General features: G+C 66.6%; 23 protein-coding genes. 14 read left to right on the forward strand and 9 right to left on the reverse strand.

What is annotated here, in order from left to right; genetic code table 11:
• Positions 1-21: 21 nt before the first annotated feature.
• Complete coding sequence (locus tag ACLFA2_RS16035) at positions 22-978, reverse strand: Gfo/Idh/MocA family protein (RefSeq protein ID WP_021199811.1); 957 nt, start codon at positions 976-978, stop codon at positions 22-24.
• Positions 975-2,081, reverse strand: coding sequence for a DegT/DnrJ/EryC1/StrS family aminotransferase (locus ACLFA2_RS16040; protein WP_021199812.1), 1,107 nt, complete (start codon positions 2,079-2,081; stop codon positions 975-977). Before ACLFA2_RS16040 ends, ACLFA2_RS16035 begins: the two co-directional genes overlap by 4 nt.
• Before the next feature lie 84 nt (positions 2,082-2,165).
• On the opposite strand from ACLFA2_RS16040, the gene ACLFA2_RS16045 reads away from it, so the two are divergent.
• The 6 genes from ACLFA2_RS16045 (at position 2,166) to ACLFA2_RS16070 (ending at position 7,996) form a co-directional block, all read left to right on the forward strand.
• Complete coding sequence (locus tag ACLFA2_RS16045) at positions 2,166-3,263, forward strand: lysylphosphatidylglycerol synthase domain-containing protein (protein ID WP_021199813.1); 1,098 nt, start codon at positions 2,166-2,168, stop codon at positions 3,261-3,263.
• Positions 3,260-3,910: a hypothetical protein gene (locus ACLFA2_RS16050; RefSeq protein WP_021199814.1), complete on the forward strand. Its 651-nt coding sequence runs from the start codon at positions 3,260-3,262 to the stop codon at positions 3,908-3,910. Before ACLFA2_RS16045 ends, ACLFA2_RS16050 begins: the two co-directional genes overlap by 4 nt.
• Positions 3,911-3,971: 61 nt before the next feature.
• Positions 3,972-5,108, forward strand: coding sequence for a UDP-galactopyranose mutase (gene glf / locus ACLFA2_RS16055; RefSeq protein ID WP_021199815.1), 1,137 nt, complete (start codon positions 3,972-3,974; stop codon positions 5,106-5,108).
• Between the two features lie 10 nt (positions 5,109-5,118).
• Positions 5,119-5,937, forward strand: coding sequence for an ABC transporter permease (locus ACLFA2_RS16060; protein ID WP_031207347.1), 819 nt, complete (start codon positions 5,119-5,121; stop codon positions 5,935-5,937).
• Positions 5,937-6,671: an ABC transporter ATP-binding protein gene (locus ACLFA2_RS16065; RefSeq protein WP_021199817.1), complete on the forward strand. Its 735-nt coding sequence runs from the start codon at positions 5,937-5,939 to the stop codon at positions 6,669-6,671. The genes ACLFA2_RS16060 and ACLFA2_RS16065 overlap by 1 nt, the downstream gene beginning before the upstream one ends.
• Positions 6,672-6,751: 80 nt before the next feature.
• Positions 6,752-7,996, forward strand: coding sequence for a glycosyltransferase family 4 protein (locus ACLFA2_RS16070; protein ID WP_347122994.1), 1,245 nt, complete (start codon positions 6,752-6,754; stop codon positions 7,994-7,996).
• A 55-nt stretch (positions 7,997-8,051) separates the two neighbouring features.
• On the opposite strand, the gene ACLFA2_RS16075 is transcribed toward ACLFA2_RS16070, so the two are convergent.
• The gene (locus ACLFA2_RS16075; protein ID WP_152525883.1) at positions 8,052-8,924 is read right to left on the reverse strand and encodes a hypothetical protein; all 873 of its coding nucleotides are present in this window, start codon (positions 8,922-8,924) and stop codon (positions 8,052-8,054) included.
• Between the two features lie 102 nt (positions 8,925-9,026).
• On the opposite strand from ACLFA2_RS16075, the gene ACLFA2_RS16080 reads away from it, so the two are divergent.
• Positions 9,027-9,254, forward strand: coding sequence for a hypothetical protein (locus ACLFA2_RS16080; protein WP_152525884.1), 228 nt, complete (start codon positions 9,027-9,029; stop codon positions 9,252-9,254).
• Positions 9,247-10,209: a 3-oxoacyl-ACP synthase III family protein gene (locus tag ACLFA2_RS16085; protein WP_021199821.1), complete on the forward strand. Its 963-nt coding sequence runs from the start codon at positions 9,247-9,249 to the stop codon at positions 10,207-10,209. Before ACLFA2_RS16080 ends, ACLFA2_RS16085 begins: the two co-directional genes overlap by 8 nt.
• Before the next feature lie 88 nt (positions 10,210-10,297).
• Here ACLFA2_RS16085 and ACLFA2_RS16090 read toward each other — a convergent pair whose 3' ends face one another.
• From ACLFA2_RS16090 to ACLFA2_RS16100, 3 genes are all read right to left on the reverse strand, one after another.
• Positions 10,298-10,984 (reverse strand): hypothetical protein, encoded by a 687-nt coding sequence (locus tag ACLFA2_RS16090; protein WP_208323582.1) that lies wholly within the window; start codon positions 10,982-10,984, stop codon positions 10,298-10,300.
• A 102-nt stretch (positions 10,985-11,086) separates the two neighbouring features.
• Positions 11,087-11,674 (reverse strand): hypothetical protein, encoded by a 588-nt coding sequence (locus tag ACLFA2_RS16095; RefSeq protein WP_021199823.1) that lies wholly within the window; start codon positions 11,672-11,674, stop codon positions 11,087-11,089.
• Positions 11,671-12,639 (reverse strand): glycosyltransferase family 2 protein, encoded by a 969-nt coding sequence (locus tag ACLFA2_RS16100; RefSeq protein ID WP_167254473.1) that lies wholly within the window; start codon positions 12,637-12,639, stop codon positions 11,671-11,673. The genes ACLFA2_RS16095 and ACLFA2_RS16100 overlap by 4 nt, the downstream gene beginning before the upstream one ends.
• Positions 12,640-12,813: 174 nt before the next feature.
• Here ACLFA2_RS16100 and galE point away from each other — a divergent pair, with 174 nt between their 5' ends.
• Positions 12,814-13,803 carry a UDP-glucose 4-epimerase GalE gene (gene galE, locus ACLFA2_RS16105; RefSeq protein ID WP_426621615.1) on the forward strand — a complete coding sequence of 330 codons (990 nt, stop codon included), beginning with the start codon at positions 12,814-12,816 and terminating at the stop codon, positions 13,801-13,803.
• Between the two features lie 13 nt (positions 13,804-13,816).
• Here galE and ACLFA2_RS16110 read toward each other — a convergent pair whose 3' ends face one another.
• Positions 13,817-15,097 carry an O-antigen ligase family protein gene (locus ACLFA2_RS16110; RefSeq protein ID WP_208323581.1) on the reverse strand — a complete coding sequence of 427 codons (1,281 nt, stop codon included), beginning with the start codon at positions 15,095-15,097 and terminating at the stop codon, positions 13,817-13,819.
• Between the two features lie 14 nt (positions 15,098-15,111).
• Positions 15,112-16,527 carry an O-antigen ligase family protein gene (locus tag ACLFA2_RS16115; protein WP_021199827.1) on the reverse strand — a complete coding sequence of 472 codons (1,416 nt, stop codon included), beginning with the start codon at positions 16,525-16,527 and terminating at the stop codon, positions 15,112-15,114.
• Positions 16,528-16,595: 68 nt separating this feature from the next.
• Here ACLFA2_RS16115 and manA point away from each other — a divergent pair, with 68 nt between their 5' ends.
• The 4 genes from manA (at position 16,596) to ACLFA2_RS16135 (ending at position 22,800) form a co-directional block, all read left to right on the forward strand.
• Positions 16,596-17,726: a mannose-6-phosphate isomerase, class I gene (manA, locus tag ACLFA2_RS16120; protein WP_021199828.1), complete on the forward strand. Its 1,131-nt coding sequence runs from the start codon at positions 16,596-16,598 to the stop codon at positions 17,724-17,726.
• Positions 17,727-17,890: 164 nt separating this feature from the next.
• A complete protein-coding gene (locus tag ACLFA2_RS16125; protein ID WP_081859749.1) occupies positions 17,891-18,211 on the forward strand; it encodes a WhiB family transcriptional regulator in 321 nt (106 codons plus the stop codon).
• A 102-nt stretch (positions 18,212-18,313) separates the two neighbouring features.
• Positions 18,314-21,418 carry a glycosyltransferase gene (locus ACLFA2_RS16130; protein ID WP_426621616.1) on the forward strand — a complete coding sequence of 1,035 codons (3,105 nt, stop codon included), beginning with the start codon at positions 18,314-18,316 and terminating at the stop codon, positions 21,416-21,418.
• Positions 21,415-22,800: a DUF5719 family protein gene (locus tag ACLFA2_RS16135; RefSeq protein WP_426621617.1), complete on the forward strand. Its 1,386-nt coding sequence runs from the start codon at positions 21,415-21,417 to the stop codon at positions 22,798-22,800. The genes ACLFA2_RS16130 and ACLFA2_RS16135 overlap by 4 nt, the downstream gene beginning before the upstream one ends.
• Positions 22,801-22,830: 30 nt before the next feature.
• On the opposite strand, the gene ACLFA2_RS16140 is transcribed toward ACLFA2_RS16135, so the two are convergent.
• Entirely contained in the window at positions 22,831-23,259 is a 429-nt protein-coding gene (locus tag ACLFA2_RS16140) for a hypothetical protein (protein WP_021199832.1), read from the reverse strand.
• A 78-nt stretch (positions 23,260-23,337) separates the two neighbouring features.
• Here ACLFA2_RS16140 and ACLFA2_RS16145 point away from each other — a divergent pair, with 78 nt between their 5' ends.
• The gene (locus ACLFA2_RS16145; RefSeq protein WP_021199833.1) at positions 23,338-23,544 is read left to right on the forward strand and encodes a DUF3499 family protein; all 207 of its coding nucleotides are present in this window, start codon (positions 23,338-23,340) and stop codon (positions 23,542-23,544) included.
• Positions 23,545-23,593: the final 49 nt, after the last annotated feature.

A 23,593-nucleotide genomic window follows, 5' to 3' on the forward strand; every position in this document is an offset into this window, starting at 1 on the left:
ACGCCTCTTCTCGGGAGATCCTTACCCACGGCCTGCGAGAAGGGCAGCGATCACCATGTGCGCGGGAGCGATCGAGCTTCGCTCGGCGTCGGCGTCGGCGTCTCCGTTCACGAGGTCGACGAAGTGGTCGAACTGCGCCGCGAGCGGCTCTCGCGAGGTCACGAGTTCGGGAATGTCGATCGTTGTCTGCTGGCGGTAACCCCGTCCGTCCACGTCTACGGCATCTGCTGAGACATGCCGGTAGACGGTGACGTCGCGACGAAGGAGGTCGATCTCCACCAGACGATCGAGTTCGTGGATCAGCAGGCTCCGTTCCTTGCGCTGGCCGATACGGCTTGCTGACAACTGTGCGACCTGACCTCCGCTGAACCCGAGCGTAGCCGTCGCGACATCCTCCGCGCCGGACTCGGAGTCCGGGTGGAAGTAGCCGAGGCTTCCCTCGATCTTGGTGGGTTCTCCACCCAGCAGGCTGATCGCCAGGTCGGCGTCGTGGATGAGGAGATCCCATGCGACACCGGTTCGAATGCGCGGGGCGTAGGGGGAGTGGCGCACGGAGGTGACGTGCAACGGTTCGTTGATCAGGTGGCGAGCGGTGAGAACAGCGGGATTGAACCGCTCGAGCAGACCGCACAAGATCGGCACGCCGGCGGCTTCCGAGAGAGCGAGGATTTCCTGCGTGCGCTCGTAGCCGTTGACGACCGGTTTCTCGACGAGGAGGGGCTTGCCTGCAGCCAGGACCTGTCGGGCGAGGGCGTCGTGCGACTCGGTGGACGCGGCGACGATCACAGCATCAATGTCGTCGAGGTCGCCCAGCTCGGGTGCCCACTCGGAGTCGTACTTCGTTGCGACTGCCTCGCCGACGGAGCGTCGGCCGTCGATCACTCGCGCCAACGAGGCCCGATCGGAGGAGGCGACGACGCGGGCGTGATACGACCCCATCGTGCCGGCTCCGACGAGTGCAATACGAGGCTGGCTCATGACTCTCCTTCAGCGACGGTGCGGACTGTTGCGATGATGGTGTCGAGCTGCTCGCGTGTCAGGTGATTGTGCACGGGGAGTGAGACGACCTGGGCCGCGAGCATCTCCGCGACCGGCGTCGGCTCGATCACCACATCGGGGCGGTTGCGGTATGCGTCGTAGTCGAACACGAGTCTCGGGTAGTACACGCCCGCGCCGATTCCCGCGTCGTTCATTCGCTCGACGAACTCGTCTCGCGTCACCGCAGCGTCGGGAGTGACACGAATCGTGTACTGGTGCCACACGTGTCGGCGACCGGGAAGCTCTCCAGGGGTGATGACCCCCTTGACGTCGGCGAGACCGGCGCTGAGGTACGCGGCATTGTCGCTGCGCGTCTCGACGATGCCGTCGTAGCGATCGAGCTGCGGCAGCACCAGAGCCGCCTGGAGGTCGGTCAGACGATAGTTCTGGCCGAGCATGGCGTAGTCGTAGCGGGCGCGCATCCCCTGGTTGCGGAGGATGCGCAGGCGGTCGGCGAGTTCGTCATCGTTCGTGGTGACCATCCCGCCTTCGCCGGTGGTCAGGTTCTTCGTCGCGTAGAAGGAGAACGAGCCGATGTCGTAGCTGCCGGCCGCCTGGTCGCCGAGCTTGCTTCCGTGGGCCTGTGCTGCGTCCTCGAGGATTCGGAGGCCGCGGTCTCTCGCGATGCCGGAGATGGCTTCCATCTCGGCGATCTGGCCGAAGATGTGGACGGGCATGATCACCTTGGTGCGGTCGCTCAGGCGCGACTCGATCGAGGCAGCCGTGATGTTGAAGTCTTCCTCGGAGATGTCCGCGAAGCGTGCGGTCGCGCCGGCCTCAAGGATCGCGTTCAGTGTCGCCGCGAAGGTGAAGGGGCTCGTGATGACCTCGTCGCCGGGCTCGAGGTCGAGGCACTGCAGGGATGCGATGAGCGAAGTAGTGCCGTTGTTCACCGCGATCGCGTGTCGAACGCCCGTGAGTTCGGCGAAGCGCTTCTCGAACTCCGCGACGAGCGGACCCTGGGCGACTCGACCGGAGCGGAGGACCTCGAGCACGAGACGCTCTTCCTCGGCTCCGAACTCGACGACGGTGATTGGTATCATGAGACCTACTCATCTGGATGAACGTGAACCAGACCAGCATAACGTCGAGTGACCGTGCCCCCAGTTCACACGGCGGAAGCCCATATGTCCGGCGTCACCGCCTTGCTTGCAAAGAAAGAGGGAATCCTCATCGCTGAATCCCGCAGCGCCCGCTCCTGGGTGCTTCTGATCCTGCGCTATGTGCTGCTGGCACTGGTCCTCGGGTTTGCTGCGTACTATCTCATCTCGCAGTGGGACGAGGTCTCGGCCGCCATCAAGCTGATCGCCTGGCAGTCTGCTGTTCTGTCGTTCCTGCTCGTGCTCGCAGGCCTCGCGCTCGGCACGATCAGTTGGATCGCCATCCTGAACGGTCTCGGTGAGGACAGGGTGCCATTTCTTCGAGCGGCCCAGATCCTCCTGGTCGGACAACTCGGGAAGTACGTGCCGGGATCGGTGTGGTCGTACGTCATGCAGATGGAACTCGGGCGCCAGTACAACGTCTCGAGGCCGCGCGTGCTCATCACCGCTCTCTACTCTGCGGGCGTCGGCGTGGTGGCCTCCCTCATCCTCGGCGCGCTGGCCGTTCCGCTGCTCTCCCAGGAGCAGCCCGAGTTGCTGTGGTTGTTCGCACTGCTTCCGGTCGGGCTGATCTGCCTGCATCCCGCAGTGATGACCTGGTTAGCTTCCCTCGTTCTGAAACTGTTCCGGCGACCGCCGCTCGATCATCGGGTCAAGGTGTCGACGGTGCTCATCGCCCTCAGCACCTCCATCGGGTCGTACATCTGCTACGGCTTGCATCTGACATTGCTGGTCAACTCCCTGGCGGATCCCGACCCGCAGACCGTGGTGTTGTTGACGGGTGCGATGGCGATCGGGTTCTCGCTCAGCCTGTTCGCCTTCATCCTTCCGTCGGGGATCGGGGTGCGCGAGGCCGTGCTCGTCGCAGCGATGGCGACGATCGTCACCGTCCCGCAGGCGGCCGCCGTGAGCGCCGTGTCGCGAATGATGTTCACCGTCGGCGACGTGGCAGCGGCCGGGGTCGCGGTGCTCTTCGTCATCATCATGCGCCGTCGACTACGTGACGAAGGGTCGATCAGCACCCTCGACCTGAGCGGGGAGCACGAAGCTCCCTCACATGAGCACCCTGCAGCGCCTGTGCGCGGCGAGGATGACGCAGCCGTGAAGAAGGATTCCTCCTCGTGAACACGATCCATCCGAGCGCACATGTTTCCCGCGGGGTCGAACTCGGCAGCGGAAACGTCGTCGGGCCCGGGGTCGTCATCCATCCCGGGGTGCGCCTCGGCGACGACAACTGGATCGGTGCGGGTGTCGTCCTCGGCGCACCGCCGGAGGTCAGATCGTTCGCCCATCCTCGCGACGAGGAGGATTCGTATGGAGCTGGCCTTCTGATCGGGTCGCAGAACGTCATCCGCGAGGCGGCGCAGGTCCATCAGGGTTCCCAGCGACCGACCGAGATCGGCGACGGCGCCTTCATCATGAACCAGGTGTACGTCGCGCATGACGGCAACATCGGGAACGGCGTGACGCTCGCGTCCAGCGTGTTGCTCGCAGGTCACGTCACGGTCGGCGAGCGGGCGAACCTCGGTCTGGGCGTGGCGGTTCATCAGTTCCGCACCGTGGGCGTGGGAGCGATGGTGGGAATGGGTTCGGTCGTGACCGCCGATGTCCCCGCCTTCGCCAAGGTCTACGGCGTGCCCGCGCGGGTCGTGGGTGCGAACGTGGTCGGCATGCAACGTTCCGGCATCGCGAACGCTGATGCCGAGGATCTCGATCGCCGCTATCGGGACGGCACAGCATTCGACGATGTCCTGTCCCGGCTGCTCGGCTGACGCGGCGCTCGCTGTCTGACCCTCACACTTCGATCAAGACTGGGAAACTGACGTGTCTACATTGGATCTCCTCGTAGTCGGTTCGGGCTTCTTCGGCCTCACCGTCGCGGAACGCGCTGCCGAGGCTGGCCGTCAGGTGACGGTCATCGACAGACGTCCTCACATCGGTGGCAACGCCTACAGCGAGGCAGAGCCCGAGACAGGGATCGAGGTCCACCGCTACGGAGCGCACCTCTTCCACACGTCGAATCCGACGGTGTGGGAGTACGTCAACCGCTTCACCTCATTCACGAACTACGTGCATCGCGTCTACAGCACGCACAAGGGCACGGTCTTCCCGATGCCGGTGAACCTCGGCACGATCAATCAATTCTTCCAATCCGCGTACACACCCGATCAGGCTCGTGCATTGATAAGGGAGCAGGCAGGCGAATTCGATGTGAAGACGGCTGCCAATTTCGAAGAGAAGGGCATCGCGCTCGTCGGGCGCCCGCTGTTCGAGGCGTTCTTCCGCGACTACACCGCGAAGCAGTGGCAGACCGATCCTCAGAAGCTCTCCGGCGACATCGTCAGCCGCCTCCCCGTGCGCTACACCTACGACAACCGCTACTTCAACGACACTTGGGAGGGGCTGCCTACGAACGGCTACACGGCGTGGCTCGAGCGGATGGCCGATCACCCGAACATCGACGTGCAGTTGGAGGTCGACTTCTTCGACGAGTCGCAGCCGTTCAACAAGAAGGCCACGGTCGGACAGGTGCCCATCGTGTACACGGGGCCCGTCGACCGCTACTTCGGTTATGCGGAGGGTGCTCTGAGCTGGCGGACCCTCGACTTCGAGCAGGAAGTCCTCGACGTCGGCGACTTCCAGGGCACCAGTGTGATGAACTACCCCGATATGGATGTGCCGTATACCCGAATCCACGAGTTCAAGCACTTCCATCCGGAGCGCAAGGACGTCTACGACTCCGACCGAACGGTGATCATGCGCGAGTTCTCGCGCTTCGCGAGCCGTGACGACGAGCCGTACTACCCGGTGAACACGGCGGCTGACAGGGGCGGCCTCCTGGCGTACCGTGAGCTCGCCAAGGGCGAGACGGGTGTCCACTTCGGCGGACGCCTCGGCACCTACCAGTACCTCGACATGCACATGGCCATCGGCTCGGCGCTGTCGATGTGGAACAACAGTCTCTCGTAGACTCGACATCGTGAGTCACGCTGCTGTCGGGGCGCCCGGGACGCCCCGGCGATATCTGCATTCGTTGTGGCTGCTGTCGTCCCGTGACCTGAAGGTCCGCTACTCGACCAGCCTCCTCGGGTATCTGTGGTCGGTGCTGGATCCGCTCGTGATGAGTGCGATCTACTGGTTCGTGTTCACACAGGTGTTCAACCGCGACGTCGGCGAAGAGCCCTACATCATCTTCCTGATCAGCGCGCTGCTCCCGTGGGTGTGGTTCAACGCTTCGGTGTCCGACTTCACCCGTGCGTTCAAGAAGGACGCCCGGCTGGTGCGCTCCACCGCCATCCCGCGCTCGATCTGGGTGAATCGGATCGTGCTCAGCAAGGGCATCGAGTACTTGTTCTCGCTGCCGGTACTGGTGCTCTTCATCGTCGTGAACCTGTTCGTCGAGCTGGATCCGGGGCGAACCGTGCACGTCGGCTGGGGCATCCTGTGGATGCCGGTGGCGATGATTCTGCAGACCGTTCTCCTCGTCGGGTTGGGCCTGCTCATTGCCCCGCTCTGCGTGCTCTTCGTCGACCTCGAACGCACGACGGCACTGGTTCTGCGCGCGATGTTCTATGCGACACCGATCATCTACAACGTCACCGATCTTCCCGGCATCTTCCAGACGCTCGGGGCATTCAACCCTCTTGCGGGAATCATGATGCTCTATCGCATGCCTTTCTTCCCTGATCAATGGAACCCGTTCACCCTGACCATCAGCGTCGTCATGAGTCTGTTGATCCTCGGACTGGGCATCTGGACATTCCGGAGCCTGGAACGACCCGTCCTGAAGGAGCTGTGATGGGCGCGGCCATCGAAGTGCGGGGGCTCGGCGTCCACTTCCGTCGCAACAGGCGCGGCAGCCGCAGCTTCAAGGATCTCTTCGCCGGTGCTTCTCGGCGTTCGCGCCCGGGTGAGTTCTGGGCACTCCGCGACGTGACGTTCTCGGTCGAACCGGGGGAGTCGATCGGTGTCGTCGGGCGCAACGGTCAGGGGAAGTCCACTCTCCTCCGTCTGGTCGCGAAGGTGCTTCTGCCGGACGAGGGCACGGTCGAGGTGAACGGCGGAGTGGCTCCGCTCATCGAGATCACCGGGGGGTTCGTCGGAGATCTCACGGTTCGGGAGAACGTGCGTCTGACCTCGGGTCTGCACGGGATGTCACGCGAAGAGGTGAGTCGACGCTATGACGGCATCATCGAGTTCGCCGAGCTCGCTGGATTCGAGGACACGCCTTACAAGCATCTCTCCAACGGGATGAAGGTCCGACTCGCCTTCGCCGTCGTCTCGCAGCTCGACGAGCCCATCCTGCTCGTCGACGAGGTGCTGGCGGTGGGCGACAAGGCTTTCCGTGAGAAGTGCTACACGCGCATCGACGAGTTGCTGGCAGACGGGCGCACGCTTTTCTTCGTGAGCCACAACGAGCGCGACCTCCGGAGGTTCTGCACTCGGGGACTCTACCTCGACAAGGGTGCGCTCGTCCTCGACGCCTCGATCGGCGAAGTCCTCGACATGTACAACGCGGACCACTCGGGGTGAGATGTCCCCAGCCGGAGTCTTGTTAGGCTGGTCAGCTGTGCGCGGATTCCCGCGGTCGCACGTATCGAAATGGACTGGGCATGAGAATTGCAGTCGTAAACAACTTCTTCCCGCCTCGCCCTGGTGGCTCGGCGCATCTCGCTCAGCACCTTGCGAAGAAGTATGCAGCAGCCGGGCACGAGGTCCTCGTGCTCACCGCGACATACGGCGAGGCGCCGCGGGAAGAGACGAAGGACGGGATAAGGATCGTGCGGATTCCCGCCTGGACCCTGCCCAAGACGCGGTTCGCCGCGAACTTCGACATCGGGTTCGTCTCTTCCCCGAGCGCGAAGCGTCGTGTGTTCGAACTGCTCGATGCGTTCGCGCCCGACGTCGTCCACCAGCACGGGCAGTTCTTCGACCTCACCTGGCTCAGTGGATGGTGGGCGAGAAAGCGACGTGTGCCCACCCTCCTGAGCATTCACACCCGGCTGGAAAGCCCGTTGAGCAAGTTCAACTCGTTCGTCTACGGGGTCGCCGACCGGATGCTCGTCGCTCCTCTCATGCGGGTCCATCGGCCGAAGCTCGTAGTGATGGACATCCTGATGGATCGCTACATCGACAAGCGGTACGCGCGCTGTATCAGTGGAAAGGTGAACATTCCGGTGGGCATCGATCCCGCCGTCATGCGAGGCGGGGATGCCTCCGTCGCGATCGCGAAGCTGGGGCAGCCGGGCAAACGCATCATCGTCTCGATCGGACACGTGATTCCGCAACGGAGCCGCATCGCGCTCGTTCGCGCTCTGCCGCAGATCCTCGTCGAGCACCCCGACACCCTGGTCGTGGTCGTCGGCGGGGTCTACCACGATGAGTTCCTGAAGATCGCGGCTGAGCTCGATGTCGAGCACGCCGTCGTCGCGCTGGGCGCTCTGCCTCAGGCAGAGGTGCCCGACTATCTCGCTGCGGCGGAGATCGAAGTCCACGAACTCGAAGGTGGTGGGTTCGGGACAGCGAGCCTCGAAGCGCTCGCATCCGGTATCCCCGTGATCGCGGCGATCGAGCCGGACAACTTCCTCGATCTCGTCGTGGAGAGCGGGCGAGAACTGTTCATCGTTCCGCCCGTGAGTTCGAAGGATCCCGGAGCCGATCCCGTGGCGCTGGCCGCTCTGATCAATCAGATTCTCGACAACCCCGAAGCGACGCGCGAGGCCGTGTCGATGAATGCTCAGGCGTTCATCGACCAGAACTTCACCATCGATGCCGTCGCCGGGCGCCACCTCGAGGTCTTGAAGGAGCTCGCGGAGGAACCGATTCAGACGGGTTCACGCTCGAACCGCGCCGGGTAGGCCGGACAGCCGGCGTGAACGTGGTTGCCGTGCCGACAGCAACCACGTCTGCCCGCTAAGAGCGGGCGACCACCCGCGCGGGGTTGCCGAGGACCTGGTCGCCGGCAGATACCTCGCGAAAGACCACGCTCCCGATTCCGATACGTGCACCCGCGCCGACCCGGACCCGGTCGATGAGCGTCGCGTTGGGGCCGACCCAGACGTCATCTCCGACTGCTGTGCTTCCTGCCAGGACCGCACCCGCGGCAACGAACACGCGTTCCCCGAGCTGGCTGCCGTGGGCGATCATCACGTTGCAATCGATGCGACAGTCTGCGCCGAGGCGAGTGTGGCGACGAGAGAAGCCACGTCCCACAACCGTGAGCGACCCGATCTCGGACCCTTCGCCGATGACCGTCTCCCCGTCGTGGACGACGCTCAACACGCCGCGGCTCGTTCGCTTGTGCTCGAATCCGCTGGTGCCGATCACTGCGCCCGCCCTGATCACGGCGTTGGCGCCGATCCGGGCCGACCGCAGAACGGTCGCGTTGGCCTCGATGATCACGTTCGCGCCGATCTCGACGCCGATGGGGTCGACGAACGCTGTCGGATGGATCGAGGCGCTGTCCGCGATGACACTGGGTTCCGTCTCGAGCGTCGAGGTCAGCGCGACCTGATTGTGCAGTGAGTAGAACGCCCACCGGGGATCGTCGGTGACGACGATCACCACGTCGTGAAGAACCGCCCGTGCATCCGTCTCCAGCGGCGTCGCGACCAGGAGGACGCGGAGGGCAGGGTTGGCTGCGGCCTCCGGCAGGAAGCGGGCGTCGTCGATGAAGCTGAGAATCGACCGACCGGGATCCGTGCCTGCCATATCCAGCCCGGCAACTTCGAATGGCTCTGCGGCTTCTATGTCGGTAGCGCGGCGGAGGTCGTCGTGAGTGATCATCTAAGTGATTCTATTCGGCCCTCGACGCCTCTCTGAGAGTCCCGAGGGATATACTTTGTGTCGTGCGTCGAGAAGTTCGATGCCTGAGAGGAGTCAGCCGTCGTGATGTCATCTGCGGAACTTAAGTCGCTCATCGATGAGGCGCTCGGCGGTGTGCAGCCCGACGGTGCTCCCAGCGATCGTCTCTGGGACTCCCTCGACCAGCTCGAGATCACCACGCACCTCCACGACCACCTCGGCGACGGCGTGAGCGACATCGACGCGCTCGCCTCGTTCAAGGATTTCGACGAGCTCGCGGGCATCCTCAGGACAGAGGGCTTCATTGAGTAAGCTCTGGGTCTACGGGCCTTCGACCGCGCTTGGTTCCGAGAGAATCGATGTCGCCGAGCTTCTCGAACAGTACGGCCCGGTGCGCCCTGACTTCATGGACAAGACCGGGTTCCACACGTTGTACGCCACACCGGACGACGTCTCGGCCATGGATCTTGCCGTCGAGTCGATCGAGAAGATCGACGATGGTTGGTGGCGGGACGCGGTCGACGGACTCGTGCATGTCTCGTCGACGAGTGTCTTGACGGCCCCGGGCAACGCACATCTCCTTCAGGCGCGGCTCGATCTCAAGAAGGAGACGTTCGTCCTCGACATCAATGACGCGTGCACCGGATTCGTCCGCGCACTGGCCGTCGTCGACGCGATTATCGCCGCGGGGCTCGCGCGTACCGTGCTTCTTGTCGCCGCTGACACCTACACGAAGCTCTACGACCCGTCGGAGCTCAAAGTCTCGCCGTTGTTCTCGGACGGAGCAAGCGTGCTCATCGTGAGCGGCGCGCCTCTGTCCAACGTTCCGGACGGTGTCGTCGCACACGAGTGGGAGATCATCGCTTCGACCTTCCGATCCGAGGGAGGCCACGCAGCGGACCTCTGCATCACACCTGATGCGCTCCGCGAGTCGGGGCATCTCACGATGAATGGTGGAGCGGTCTACACGTTCGTGCTGCGCAACATCGCCGAGGTCGTCCAGGACCTGACCGACCAAGCCGGTTCGCTCGATGATGTCTCGTGGTATGTGCATCAGGGATCGAGAACTGTGGTCACCGCCGTCGAGAAGGTCCTGAACGCAGAGCAAGGCAGTCTCTTCCGCTCCGCAGGCTACGGCAACGTGGTTCAGAGCTCCATCCCGTTCCAGCTTGCGGACGCTTCGGGTGATGAGTCGACGATCGGATTCCTCGGGTTCGGAGTTGGGCTGACCATTGCGGGTGCCGTCGTCAGGCAGCGCCGCATCTGAGGTTCCTGCGCGACCCACGCGCACGATTCATCGAACCGGGGATCGGCCCGCGTTCGACGAACCGTGCGCGTGGGTCTCTTCGTTCACCTCAGCGTGCGTCTGTGAGTCGTTTCGACTCGGCCAGGCTCCACAGCGTCGTGAACTCCGCATCGAGCGTGTTCTTGGCCTCCAGCATCGACTGGATGAAAGTGCGCGCCCCAGGGGCCGTGCCTCTGAACTCGGCGGCGTCAGCTTCCGTCACGTTGCGCATGTTGCCCAGGGCGGCTTTGAGGCGCTCATACGGGCCGACGCTCGCGCTGTTGAGAGCGAAGTGGATCGGGTGGACATCGATGATCGTAATCTCATCCGACGTACCGCGATCCGTGATGAAGCGGGGCCCGTCCCAGCGGGGTTCCTCAGCGAAGAACTCGAGGTCGTCCTCCCAGACGTAAGCGAATCGAGTCAGGCTGCGTCCATGGTCCAGAGGCAGCGTCGAAGGAGAAACCCCGCTGAGGTCTCGCAGGTAGACGCTTGCGTCGACACTGATGGGGCTCGCGTCCACGACCGTCTGCAGGATCGGGGTCGATTGCACGAGGCAATGGGTCCTCATCGTGCGCGCTTCGGGGGCGAAGCGAAGACACTCGCTGATGACCTCCTCGGGGCTCTCGCCGTGGCTGGAGCCCGGGAGGAAGTTTGGGTGAACGCCGATCTCGACGAGTGTCGGGTGCTCACGCAGAACGTCGAGCATCGGAGATTCATGCGTGACGAACCACGTCGACGGTGTCTCAGCCTCCACGAGTACATCCAGTAACTGTTTCATCGCCCAATCGGGTGCCCAATCGACATCGACGGTGAGTACGACGTTGTGCATTATTGCCCTTCCGTATTGTTCTTCCGCTCACAGACCCAGGAGGGACTGAAGTTCGTGGGCGGAGGCTCGGGCTGCGGCGACAGCCGCCTTCGTCTCGTTTCCGGCAGAGGCGGCCGTGCGCAGATCTGACAGCGTCTGACCGTAGGCGGTGACGCCATCGCGCCACATCTGGTCGATCGAGGCCGGCGGTCGCGCATCCGACAAGCGCTGCGCATCCATCTGGAGGCTGTCGATCACCGACACCGCATCCTGCGCATCTGAGCTGGAAACGATATCGAGACCGCGATCGGCGGCGCCCAGCCATCCGCCCACCTGAGCACGGAAATTCTCAAGGCTCGGGTCGGTCGGCGCGGGGGGAGTGATCTCCGGCGTGCGCGTGGGAGAGCTCGACGGTGTGGTCGTCGATGACGGGTCCGGCGATGCCGTCGCCGCTGGGCTGGGAGATCCGCTGACTCCAGGCGTCGGGCTCTCGCCGCGCGGGAGAAGGAGGATCAGCAGAATGGCGAGGACCGCCAGCCCGGCGATCGCGAGGCCGACGATCAGCCAGATTCGGCCCCTGTTCCTCGGCTTCGGTTCGATCGGTGCCCACCGGAGCTCGGGGGACGGCTCACTCATGAGGCGTCTTCCAGCGCGGGCATGGGCTTCCAGGAGCGGTCGCGGCTGATCTTGCGGCCTTCCTTGAGCCCGCGGAACAGGTTGCTCGTGCCGCGGACGGTGCGCTCGACGAAGAAGAGGCGGATGAGTTCCTTCGCGAAGGTCATCCCGGTGCCGAGTCCGAACAGCACGGGGTTGTAGTTGTCGTGCGCGCGGTAGTAGTGCTTGATGTAGGCGCGATTGCGCATGATGTAGAAGCGGTAGGCGTTGCTCGAGGCGTTCATGTGGCGGATGCCCATGTCCCACTGCTTGATCTCGCGTGTGCGGCGCAGCACGAACTCGTCGACGATGACGGCCGTGGTCTTTCGCGAGGCCAGCCACCCGTACATCTGGTCATCCCAGTAGATGAAGAAGCGGTGGTCGGGCAGGCCGATCTGCTTCACGATCGATCGGTGGATGAACATGCCTTCGAAGCAACCGCTGTTCATCTCTTTGAAGCCGGAGTCGTCGAAGCCCGAGGGAGCGAAGGGGATCGGGATGCCCATGCGCTCCGCGATGCGGTACTGCCAGTAGAACTCGCTGCCGTCGTAGTCGTAACGGCGACCCTGGATGCTCTTGAAACGAGGGGCCCACTTGCCCATCTTCGCGAGACCGTCCGGAACGACCTCGACATCGTCGTCCATCATCCAGATCCACTCGGAGCCGAGCTCATACGCGGTGCGCATGCCTTCGCTGAACCCGCCGGAGCCTCCCGTATTGGTCTCCAAGCGGCGATACACCACCTCGGTGTCGATGGTGTCGCGGAAGGATTCGACCACGTCGGTCGTGTCGTCGGAGGAGGCATTGTCGATGATCACGACGCGCCCGGGTTTCGGGTCCATCGCCGTGATGCTGGTGAGAAGTCCGGTGAGCAGATGCGATCTGTTGAAGGTGACGACGACGATCGTCGCCGCTTTCGGATCGAATGCAGCGGGCGCCGCGGTCATACCTTCTCCTCGAAGATCGATGGCAGTTCAGGGGGCTGAGGGCTCCGTCACCACGTGTCACCGTCGGGGACGATGCGGGACATGACGAGCAGTGAGTAGCCTACCGTCCGCTCCCTCGGGATCAGCGGAGAGGCTCACCTCGGCCGCAGAGAGACGATGGTTAGACTGGCTGCGATGAAGGTACTGATCACCGGCGGCGCCGGATACATCGGATCCACTGTCGCCACCGCGTGCATCGAGGCGGGGATGCAAGTGGTCATCCTCGACGACCTGTCCACGGGCCTTCGAGCGTTCTGTGAGGGGCGCGATCTCTATGAGGGCGACATCGCCGACCCGGAGATCCTCACCCGTCTCCTTTCGGATCACCCCGACATCGATGCTGTCGTCCACTGCGCGGCCCGCATCGTGGTGGCCGAATCGGTAACCGACCCCCTCGGCTACTACGACACCAACGTGGGCAGGACCATCGTGCTGCTCCAGCGACTCCGTGACGCGGGTATCTCCCGCATCGTGTTCAGCTCGTCGGCGGCGGTGTACGCGGGGGAGAGCGGTCAGGGCGCCGACGAGAACAGCCCCCTCGCACCGTCCAGCCCCTACGCCACGACAAAGGCCATGGTCGAGCAGATCTTGAAGGACGCGGCGACGAACGACGACTTCCGCGCGATCGCTCTCCGCTACTTCAATCCGATCGGAGCCGATCCGCAGATGCGTACCGGCCTGCAGAACCCCCTGCCCTCGCACGCGCTGGGGAAGATCATGCGGGCCCGCGCGACCGGCGAGCCGTTCTCGATCACGGGCACCGACTGGCCCACCCGCGACGGCTCAGGGCTGCGCGACTACATCCATGTCTGGGACCTCGCGCTCGCGCACGTGGCCGCTGTCAAGAGGTTCGACGACGTCTCCACACCCGATGAGCCCTACCAGGTGATCAATATCGGTACAGGGGAGGGCGTGACCGTCCGCGAGCTCGTGGCGGCGTTCGAGCGCGTCACCGGTGAGCCCCTTCCCACGATCGACACCGATCGCCGCCCCGGAGACCAGGCGGGCGCCTTCGCGATCGTCGATCGCGCGGCGGATGTCCTGGACTGGCGTGCGGAGCGCTCTGTGGACGACGGCGTGCGCGACGCGATCACCTGGGCGGCGAAGCTTCCCTCGGTGCGCTGACGACGCTCTCCGGCTACTCCTGCGGACGCAGCGTCGGGATGGCGCCCGTATGCGCCGCATCGATGTTCTCGCGCCACGACCGCGATTGCCCGGCACGTAGGGCGCACAGCACGAGCATGAACCACCCGGCGCCGACGAGCGTGAAGCTCTCGAACATCGAGTCGACCGCCAGGGTCACGAGCATGATCGGGGTCCACGCGTAGACGACCGATCGTCGTGTGCTCGCCACGAGCCAAGAGCGGATCAGAGCGACACCGCCCAGGAGCAGGAACACCACCAGGCCCGCGGCGCCGAGTTGCAGGAGCACGTCGAAGAACGCGTTGAGCGCACTCTGGTGGCGATCGTCGAGCTGGAAGTTGATGTAGGTGAACGGGTATTCGCCGCGAGCCCAGTCACCGAACCAGCCCCAGCCCTGGATCGGCTTCACCGCGACGAAGTCCAGGATGGTGTTCCACAGCGAGGCGCGGAGCGAGAAGTCGGATCCGGCGTCGAGCAGGGCGATGATCTGGTGGCGCAGCGCGAAGCCGGCAGCGAGAGCGAGGGTGACCACGACCCCGAGCATCCATTGCACGATCGTCCGTCGTTCCGGAGGCGCATGCCGGACGATCGTGAGCGCCACCGTGACGACGCCCACGGCACCGGCGAGCACCAGGACGGTCGGAGAGGAGGAGAGCACCGCCAGGAAGCCCGCCAGCCCTATCGAGATCACGGCGAGTGGTGCGTTCACCGATTGCGTCCGCCACTCGATCACGAACGTGATCAGTGCGATCACCGCGATGAACCCGAGCATGTTGCGACTGCCGAACAGCCCCTGGATCGGGCCGCCCGCCGCGAGGTCGCCCTGCACGCCGAGGAATGTGAACGGCAGGTCGAGAAGCACGCCCGACAGGATCTCCACGGCGAGCGAGGCGGCGAGGAGCACCCGCAGCGTGTCTCCGATCGCCCGCACGGTCTGGAGGGTGTCCCGGATGTGTCCGATCGTGATCGCCAGGAACGCATAGCCGAACAGGGACATCCAGCCGAAGATCGTGTCGGACTTGTCCGTGCTCCAGAAGACGCTCACGAGGGCCCACGCGAGGAATGCGAGCAGCGACGACGGCGCGATGCGCAGAAGGGAGAGCTCGTCCCTGCGCACCCACAGGATCGCCGCGCCGAGCAGGCACAGCGCCGCGATGATCGTCGCCAGCGTGACGGCTGAAGTCATCTGCCGGATCGCGTACGATCCGAACACCGCGGTCAGGGCAGCGAGCGTGAACGCACGAGCCAGCTCCACCGATCCGAGCAGGCGGACCATCGGGCGCGCCGGCGTCACGGCACCCGCCGCTGCCGAGCGCCGCGTTCGAACAGGAGGTCGCGCTCGCCGACGCCGACCAGCGGCACCGACTTGAGCTTGAACGACAGGAGCACCAGGAGCATCCACCCCCACAGCATGATCGGGGTGGACTCGGAGAAGCCCTGCACCAGCAGCACCACCGTGAACAGGCTGGGAAGCAGGGTCAGCGGGGAGAACGGTCGTGCGCCGTCGAGATCCCAGCGGGGACGGTCGACGGCGAAGAACCAGGAGCGCCACAGCAGCGTGCCGTACGCGACCGCCATGAGCACAACGCCGACGACACCGAGCTGGAGCAGGACGTCCAACCACATGTTGTGCGCGTGGAACACGGTGATGCCGTGGTCGGTGATCCACTCGTCGAAAGCGGGGTCCGTCGGGATCCAGGGGCTCGAGAAGCCGTTGCCGAAGATCGGGTGCTCGCCGGCGCGCTGCAGCACCTTGGTCCAGATCTTGTCCGAACGGCCGGTCAGATCGGCGCTGCGGCCGAGGAGACCGAGCAGCGGCTCGCGCAGCAGCCAGACGCCCAGGGCCGCGATCGCCGCGCCGCCGATGGCCACGATGTAGATGCGCGTGCGTGCGCCGGGGGTGCGGGCGCGGCGCATCAGGAGTGCGACGACGAGGACCACCGCGACGGCGGCTGCGCACACCATCGCGGTGGCCGATGCCGTACGGAACAGGAAGTACGCCGCGAGGAGCATCCACAGGGCGAGCGTCGTGCGCCACCGCGCTCTGGCGGCGAACAGCACTCCGAATGTGATGATCGCGAAGAGCGAGATGATCGCCAGGAGATTCGCGTTTCCGACGATGCCCTGGATCCTGCCCCCGTCGAACAGGTTGTCGCGCACCCAGTACCACTGCGGATCGATCTTTCCGTCCGGGAGTTCGAGGAAGTTCGGCAGCAGCGGTCCATGAAGCACCAGAGAGACCCAGAGCTCGATCGCCAGGGAGAGGCCGAGGATCCACTTGAACGCGGAGGAGAGAGCGCGGACGATCTCATGCCAGGTGAGCACGTGGGCGATGAAGAGAGCGTTGACCGTGACGGACGCGAGCAGGACCCAGGTGATGAGCGTCGGCCCGCGCCACTGCGACCAGGCCACGGATACGAGCGCGAGGGTCGTGTAGCCGAGCGCGGTCCAGGGCAGGCGACGCCAGCGGAAAGGCTGCGGGCGATTGCGGGCGAGCATCGGGACGCCGATGCCGAGCGTCGCCAGCGTGAAGACGGCGAGCGTGATCGCGGCGCCCTCCGGCCCGAGCAGGTTGTAGACGGCAGAGTGGGCGAAGGTGACGAATAGCACGATGATCGCATACCCGCGCAGCAGGAGATGCCCCGTCGACTCGCGCTCCGGCGCGGTGGGCGGGGCAGACACCGGATGCTTCGTGTACTGGGCCATCGCGTTCAGGCTACCGCCCCGCGCTCCCGACGTCGCTGAACGCGGCGACGCGGCTCTACGCTGGTGGCATGCTGCTGAGCCTCACCAACACGCCCCGTGATTACGCCTGGGGATCGGACTCCCTCCTCGCCGGACTCGAGGGACGCACACCGACCGGCGCTCCGGAGGCGGAGGTCTGGTTCGGCGATCACCCCGGTGACCCCGCCGACGTCGCCGGTGGTGGCACACTCGATCAGGTCACGGGAGGCACGCTTCCCTACCTCCTCAAGCTGCTCGCGGCGGGACGCCCGCTCTCGATCCAGGTGCATCCGACGATCGAGCAGGCGCGCGCGGGGTGGGCGCGGGAGAGCGGTCTCGACGCCGACGACCCGCAGCGCAACTATCGGGATGACAACCACAAACCCGAACTCCTGGTGGCGCTCAGCGATCGGTTCGAGTCGCTGAGCGGACTGCGTCCCGTCCCCGACACGCTCTCTCTGCTCGAGGCGCTCGATGACAGCCGTGGGGTCCGACAGCTGCGCGCACGTCTGCGCGCCGAGGGCGACGCCCTCCGCGACGTGATCGCCTGGCTGCTCGGCGGTGAGGCGGACGACGAGGTCGACGAGATCATCGGCGCGATCGTCACGGCCGCGGCTCGGGGCGAGGCGGGGGAGTGGAGCACGACGCTCCGCGCTATCGCCGACGTCGCGGAGACGTACCCGGGGGACCCGGGGGTCGTCGTGGCGCTGCTCATGAACCATGTGGTGCTCGCGCGTGGAGAAGGCGTGTTCCTGCGCGCCGGTCTGCTGCACGCCTATCTCTCCGGGCTCGGCGTCGAGATCATGGCCGCGAGCGACAACGTGCTCCGCGGGGGCCTCACGCCGAAGCGCATCGATGTGCCCGAGCTCCTGGCCATCCTCGACACCACTCCCGGGGAGGTGCCGGTGCTGCGCGCAGAGAGCGCGGGGCCGGTCACGCCGTATCCCGTTCCGGTATCCGACTTCGCCCTCGAGCGCGTCGTGGTCGACGGAGCCGTCCTCACCCTCGACGTCTCCGGGCCGACGATGGTGCTCGCCACCGCGGGCGAGGTCACCGTCTCTTCGGCCTCCGGGGACGAACTCGTGCTCGCGGTCGGCACGGTCGCCTTCGCCGACGCGGACGAGGCGACCGTCACGCTCTCGGGCGTGGGCGAGGTCTTCATCGCTGGTCCAGGGCGATGATCCCCGCGGCCGATCACCGCATCCCGACACGCCGGTGATGGTCCATGAACCTTCAAGAGTCGCTTGAGGGTTTACTATCCGCGACTTGACCGGAGCGAATGACACGGGTGTAATTAGTCATGCGCACGGCCCGCCGGGGGGCGGAGACAGGGTTGGAGATCGAGATGACGGGTTACCGTTCAGACGTACCGGAGAACTGGTTCGTCGATCCGATCAACCTCGGTGTTCCCGGGGTTCGACGCACCGATGCCGGCGATGACGACAACGCTCTCGCCTGGCAGAGCGACGCTCTCTGCTCGCAGACCGACCCGGAGGCGTTCTTCCCCGAGAAGGGTGGATCGACGAGGGACGCCAAGCGGATCTGCACGTCGTGCGACGTCCGCGGGGAGTGCCTGGAATACGCTCTCAACAACGATGAGCGGTTCGGCATCTGGGGTGGCCTGTCCGAGCGCGAGCGCCGGAAGCTCAAGCGCCGCGCGAGCTGAACGGACCCGCATCGGCGCGAGAGCGACGATGCCACCGGCTTCGCGGGCGCGCCGTATCCGGTGCGTCGACGTCGCCCCTCGCGCGCATAGGCTGACGACGTCATGCCAGCCCGAGTTCACGCCATCATCGTCGCGCGCACTGGATCCTCTTCCCGAGCGCAACTCCTCCGCACTCTCGACGCCCTTCGCACGCAGACCACCCCCGCGGCGGCGGTGACCCTCGTCGTATGCGGCGATGCGTCGTCCGTGCGCGAGAGCGAGGTCGTGGCGGGCACCGTCGAAGGGATCATCGAGGCGCGTGCGTCGACGTCCTTCGCCGAGGCGGTGGAGCTCGCCCGACCTCGAGTGCCCGAGGGGTCTGCGGTCTGGCTGCTGGCACAGGACACGACGCCGCACCCTCGGGCGCTGGAGCGTCTGAGCGGCACGCTGGAGCGCTCGCCGTCCGCCGCCATCGTCGCCCCCAAGCTCGTCGCCACGGACAACGAGCGCGAGATCGTCTCGCTCGGCGTCAGCATGACCGCGTGGGGCCGCTCCGTCGAACTCGCGGCGGGAGAGCTCGATCAGGGTCAGCACGACCGTTCCGACGATGCTCTCGGCGCCGATGTGCGGGGGATGCTCATCCGTGGCGAGGTGCGCGATGCCCTGCGACCCGATCCGGCCCTCGCGGGGGCCGATGAGGGACTTGACCTCGGGGTCCGTGCACGCCTCGGCGGTGGCCGTGTCGTCCTCGCGCCGAGTGCGCGGGTCTCAGCATCATCGGGCGGTCCTGCTGCGCTTCCGCCGGGTCGATCGCGCCGCGCCTACGTGACCCGCCTGGCCCAGCTGCACCGACGGCTGGCGTACGCGCCGGCCGCGGCCGTGCCGCTGCACTGGCTCAGCCTGCTTCCTCTCGCGCTGTGGCGCTCCATCACCGACCTCGTCGGCAAGCGGCCCGAGGCTGTTTTCCCCGAATGGGGGGCTGCCCTCACGGCCATGTTCCGATTCGGTGCGGTCGCACGTTCCCGCGCCGGCATCCGCGCCTTCCGCACTTCCGCCTGGGCCGGCATCGCTCCGTTGCGCGTGACGTCCTCCGAGCTCCGACGGCGTCTGGATGACGGGCACGGAAGCGAGGGAGGTGCGGTCAGCGAACTGCGTTTCTTCTCCGGTGGTGGGGCCTGGGCCGTACTCGCGGCCCTGGTCGTCAGCATCGCGTCCTTCACGAGCCTGCTCGCCTGGCCGACGCTCGGGGGCGGGGGACTGCTGCCGCTCCGTCAGACCATCGCCGCGCTCTGGAGCGATGCGGCGTGGGGAACCCGCGACGTCGCCCTCGGCCTCGTCGGCCCTGCCGACCCCTTCGCCTCCGTGGTCGCGGTACTCGGGACGCTCTGGCCTGCCGGTCCTTCCTTCGCCATGGTGCTGTTGTGGATCCTCGCCCTCCCGCTCGCAGTTCTGGGAGGGTGGTTCGCCGCCACGCGAGTGACCGATCGCGGAGGGCTCCGGATCTTCGCCGGCATCGCGTGGGCGCTCGCGCCCACGTTCCTCACCGCCCTGGTCGACGGACGTCCGGCCGCGGTGCTCGTCCATCTCCTGCTTCCCTGGCTCTTCCACAGCGCTGTGGTCGCCCATCGGTCATGGGGCGCCGCCGGGAGCGCGTCGCTGCTCCTCGCCGCCGTGCTCGCCTGCGCACCGTCGCTGGCACCTGCCCTTGCGCTGCTCTGGATCGTCGCCCTGGGCATCGTGCTGGGAACGGCGCAGTTCCGTGGCGCGGGGCGACTGCTCTGGCTGCCGGTGCCGACGATCGCCCTGTTCGCACCACTGGTGATCTGGCAGCTCGCTCACGGCACGCCTCTGGGGATCCTCGGCGACCCCGGACTCATCTGGGCGGGCCCCCAGGCCGCCGCTGACGCCGCCGGACGCCTCGCGATCGCCGGTGGCTTCCCGACATCGGAGCTGGGCGGCTGGATGGCGCTTCTGCCCGCACCCATCGCCGTGTGGGCGCCACTCCTGTGCGCACCTCTCGCCGTGCTGGCGCTCGGTGCGGCGGTCGCTCCACGCTGGCGCGCGGGGATCACCCTGCTCGTGGTCGCCCTGTCCGGGCTCGCCACGGCGTTCCTCGCGGTCGGGGTCACGGTGAGCTTCGCGCAGGGGACGCCGGTGGCGATCTGGCCGGGTACCGGACTCAGCTTGGCGTGGATCGGTGTCGTAGGGGCTGCCCTCGTGACGCTCGACACCGCGCTCACGCTTCCGCGTCTGCGGATCTTCGCGGCCGTCGCCGCGGCGGTGACACTGGCGGTCTGCGCGATCCCGGCGCTCAGCGCGCTGCACATGGGGCGCTCGGTGCTCACGAACGGTCCTGAGTCGACGCTGCCCTCGTATGTGGCCGCACAGGCCGCAGGGGATCGGCCGATCGCGACCCTCGTGCTCACCCCGCAGAACGACGGAGGACTGGCCGCAGAAGTGGCCTGGGGAGCCAGCGAGACGCTGGGGTCGCAGTCGACGATGATCTCCACCGCGGTCGAGCCGCAGGGAGCCGACATCTCCGCCCTGGCCGTGGATCTCCTCTCGGCCCGCGACTTCGATGCGCCCGGAGCATTGGCCGCCGAAGGGATCAGCTACGTCCTGGTCGCTGAGGTTCCTGGTGAAGGGGACAAGGCGCGGGCGCTTCGTACCGCGGCGGTCGCCTCGATCGATCAGCGTGCCGGCCTCGTGCACGCGGGCACCACCGATCGCGGCGTGCTCTGGCGTCTCGATGCCGACGCCGCCGAACAGCCACCGCTGACATCCGCCCAGCAGGGCACTGCTCGCCTCGTGATCACCGTGCAGCTGCTCGCAGTCTTCGCGGCCCTCCTGCTGTCCATCCCGACCCGTGCGTCGCGTCGTGCGGCTCGCGCCCAGTCGCGCATCGTCGGTCGCGTGCCTGAGGAGCCGATCGTGCTGCCTCGGCACGCGGAGGACAGGGATTCCCTCGATGAAGCGCCCGTCGGGGTGATCGAGGACCCCCAGGACGCGCCCGCCCTGAATGACGAGGCACTGGCGCCGATCGCTGATCCGGTGATCGATGACGCCGCTGGGCCGGTGGACGAGGTGACAGTGGGCGACGCGACAGTGGGCGACGCGACGGTGGGCGACGCGACGGTGAGCGAGGCGACAGCGGACGGCGGGTCGGCGGACGGCGCTTCGGCGAGCCCCCACGACGAACACGCGAAGCCGATGGAGGAGGACCGATGAGCAACGGGAACCGCGCCTTCCGGGTCGCCGCGACCAGCGCCCGTGTCATCACGGGCGTGGCCGTGATCGCCGCCTGCGTCGTCGGTGTCGCCACGGCGATCCATGCGCCGTGGCCGACCGTCGCGCACGACCCCGCGCAGGTCGAGGTCACACCCGTGCCTGGCGACAGCGTGCTGGTCTGCAACGGCGATCTCCGTGCTCTCGGTCGTGACGCGTCGGCCCCCCTGGACATGCTCTCGGCGGCATCGACGAGCCTCACGTCCGGAGGCACGGCCGGAAGACCGTCGTCCGAGACGCTTGAGGTACCCGATCTGCCCGATGCGGGTGGACCGCAGGTGCTCACCGGCCCGGTCGATGGGCGTTCGGCACCGCTGATCGCCGGTGCCGAGTCCGTCACGATCGCCGCGGACGACCTCGCGGGGTACGCCGCCCTGCCCTGCGGCGTGCCGAGGCTGGAGTCGTGGCTCGTGGGCGGGAGCATCGACACCGGCACCGAAGACATCATCACCCTCACCAACGCGACCGAGGTCCCGTCGACGGTGACCCTCGCCGTGTACGGAGCCGCCCGCAGCACCCGGACGGTCATCGTCCCTCCGCGCTCGCAGACGGCGCTCCCTCTGACCTCGTTCGCCGCCGGCAACGATCTGCCGGTGGTCAAGGTGAGCGCGGTGGGAGCCCCGGTGAGAGCGGCCCTCCAGTCCTCGCTCGTGCGCGTCCTCGATCCTGCCGGCATCGATCTCCAGGACTCGGTCGCGGGACCCCAGCAGAGACTCGTCTTCACCGGAGTGCAGGCGTTCCCAGCCAACGGCGATGACGCGGAGATGGCCGTTCTCCGGGTGCTGGCCCCCGGCGTCGACGCTCGGGTCCAGGTGAAGGTGCAGGCCGAGGGCGCCACGGTGCCTGTAGACGAGTTCACCGTGCCCGTCGAGGCGGATCTTCCCGCTCAGGTCTCGCTCTCCGGCCTCGAGCCCGGTCGGTACACCGTCGAGGTCGAATCCGACGTGCCGCTCCTCGCCGGGGTCAGGCAGCAGGACGGCTTCGGTCTCGATTCGGACTTCGCGTGGGTCACTCCCGCGCCGGAGATCGACGCCGAGGTGGTCTTCGCCGTGCCCTCCGGTCCCGATGCACGACTGCAGGTGTCGAACACCTCGGACCGGGACGCGACCGTCACACTCGAGCCGGTCGACGGCGGTCAGGCCCAGGAGGTCGTCATCCCCGCGGGGGAGACCGGCGGGATCGCGGTGGAGGGGCGGACGACGTACCGGATGCGGACGACGGCGCCCATGCACGCGGCCGTGACCCTCACGGCACCCGGGGCGCTCGCAGTGCTCCCGGTGCAGGCGAGCAGCGGCGGAGAGAAGCCGATCACGGTCTATCCCTGACGGAACGCGGGTGCCCCGGCCGCCGGAGTGTCAGTGCTCGTGACCGAGATCCCACGGTTCACGGCCGACGTACTCCGCGGCGGCCCGGAACACCGCGCTCTCGATGGCCATGCGTCTGTGGGCGGCATCGTCGTGCCCCGGAGGCAGGAGCCGCTCGATGGGAAGTCGGAACAGGACGATACGTCGATTGTCGCGATCGAGGTACCAGCGCGGCACCTCTTCGCCGGCGTCGAAACCCGGGATCGCGCCGATCTCGAACCGGACGTTCTGCAACTCTGGCCATGTCCCGCGGAGGAACTCCACGGCCGTTCCGACGGTGAGGTCGAATCTGTCGAGGCGGCCGTCGAGCGGAGCCAGCGGTGGTCGTACGACCTCGCTGCGGCCGAGACGCCCGTGTCGTCCGTGCCGTGCACCGCGCCGCGGGGCAGCGGAGGCATGAGCGGTGCGGCGGCGGGGCATGACGAAAGTCTAGGCGGTGCCAGGATCACTCGGCGCGGCATCCGGCGCTCACCCGGGGCGCGCCGTACGCTGGCGGAGATGGACGGACGACTGTGCTCGAAGGTCGGCTGCGCGCGCGAAGCCGTAGCCACCCTCACCTACGACTACGGCGATCAGATGGCGGCGCTCGGCCCGCTCGGCGCCGCGAACGACCCGCAGGCACATGATCTGTGCTCACCGCATGCGGACCGGCTCTCGGTTCCCGCGGGCTGGCTGGTGGTCCGTCACGAGGCCCTCCGCGCCTGACGGCGTTGCGTCGACACGCGGACGCAGCCGTCGGCGAGGATCCGAAGTC

It is taken from the genome of Microbacterium sp. As-52 (assembly GCF_049949185.1).
Classification (GTDB): Bacteria; Actinomycetota; Actinomycetes; order Actinomycetales; family Microbacteriaceae; genus Microbacterium; species Microbacterium maritypicum_A.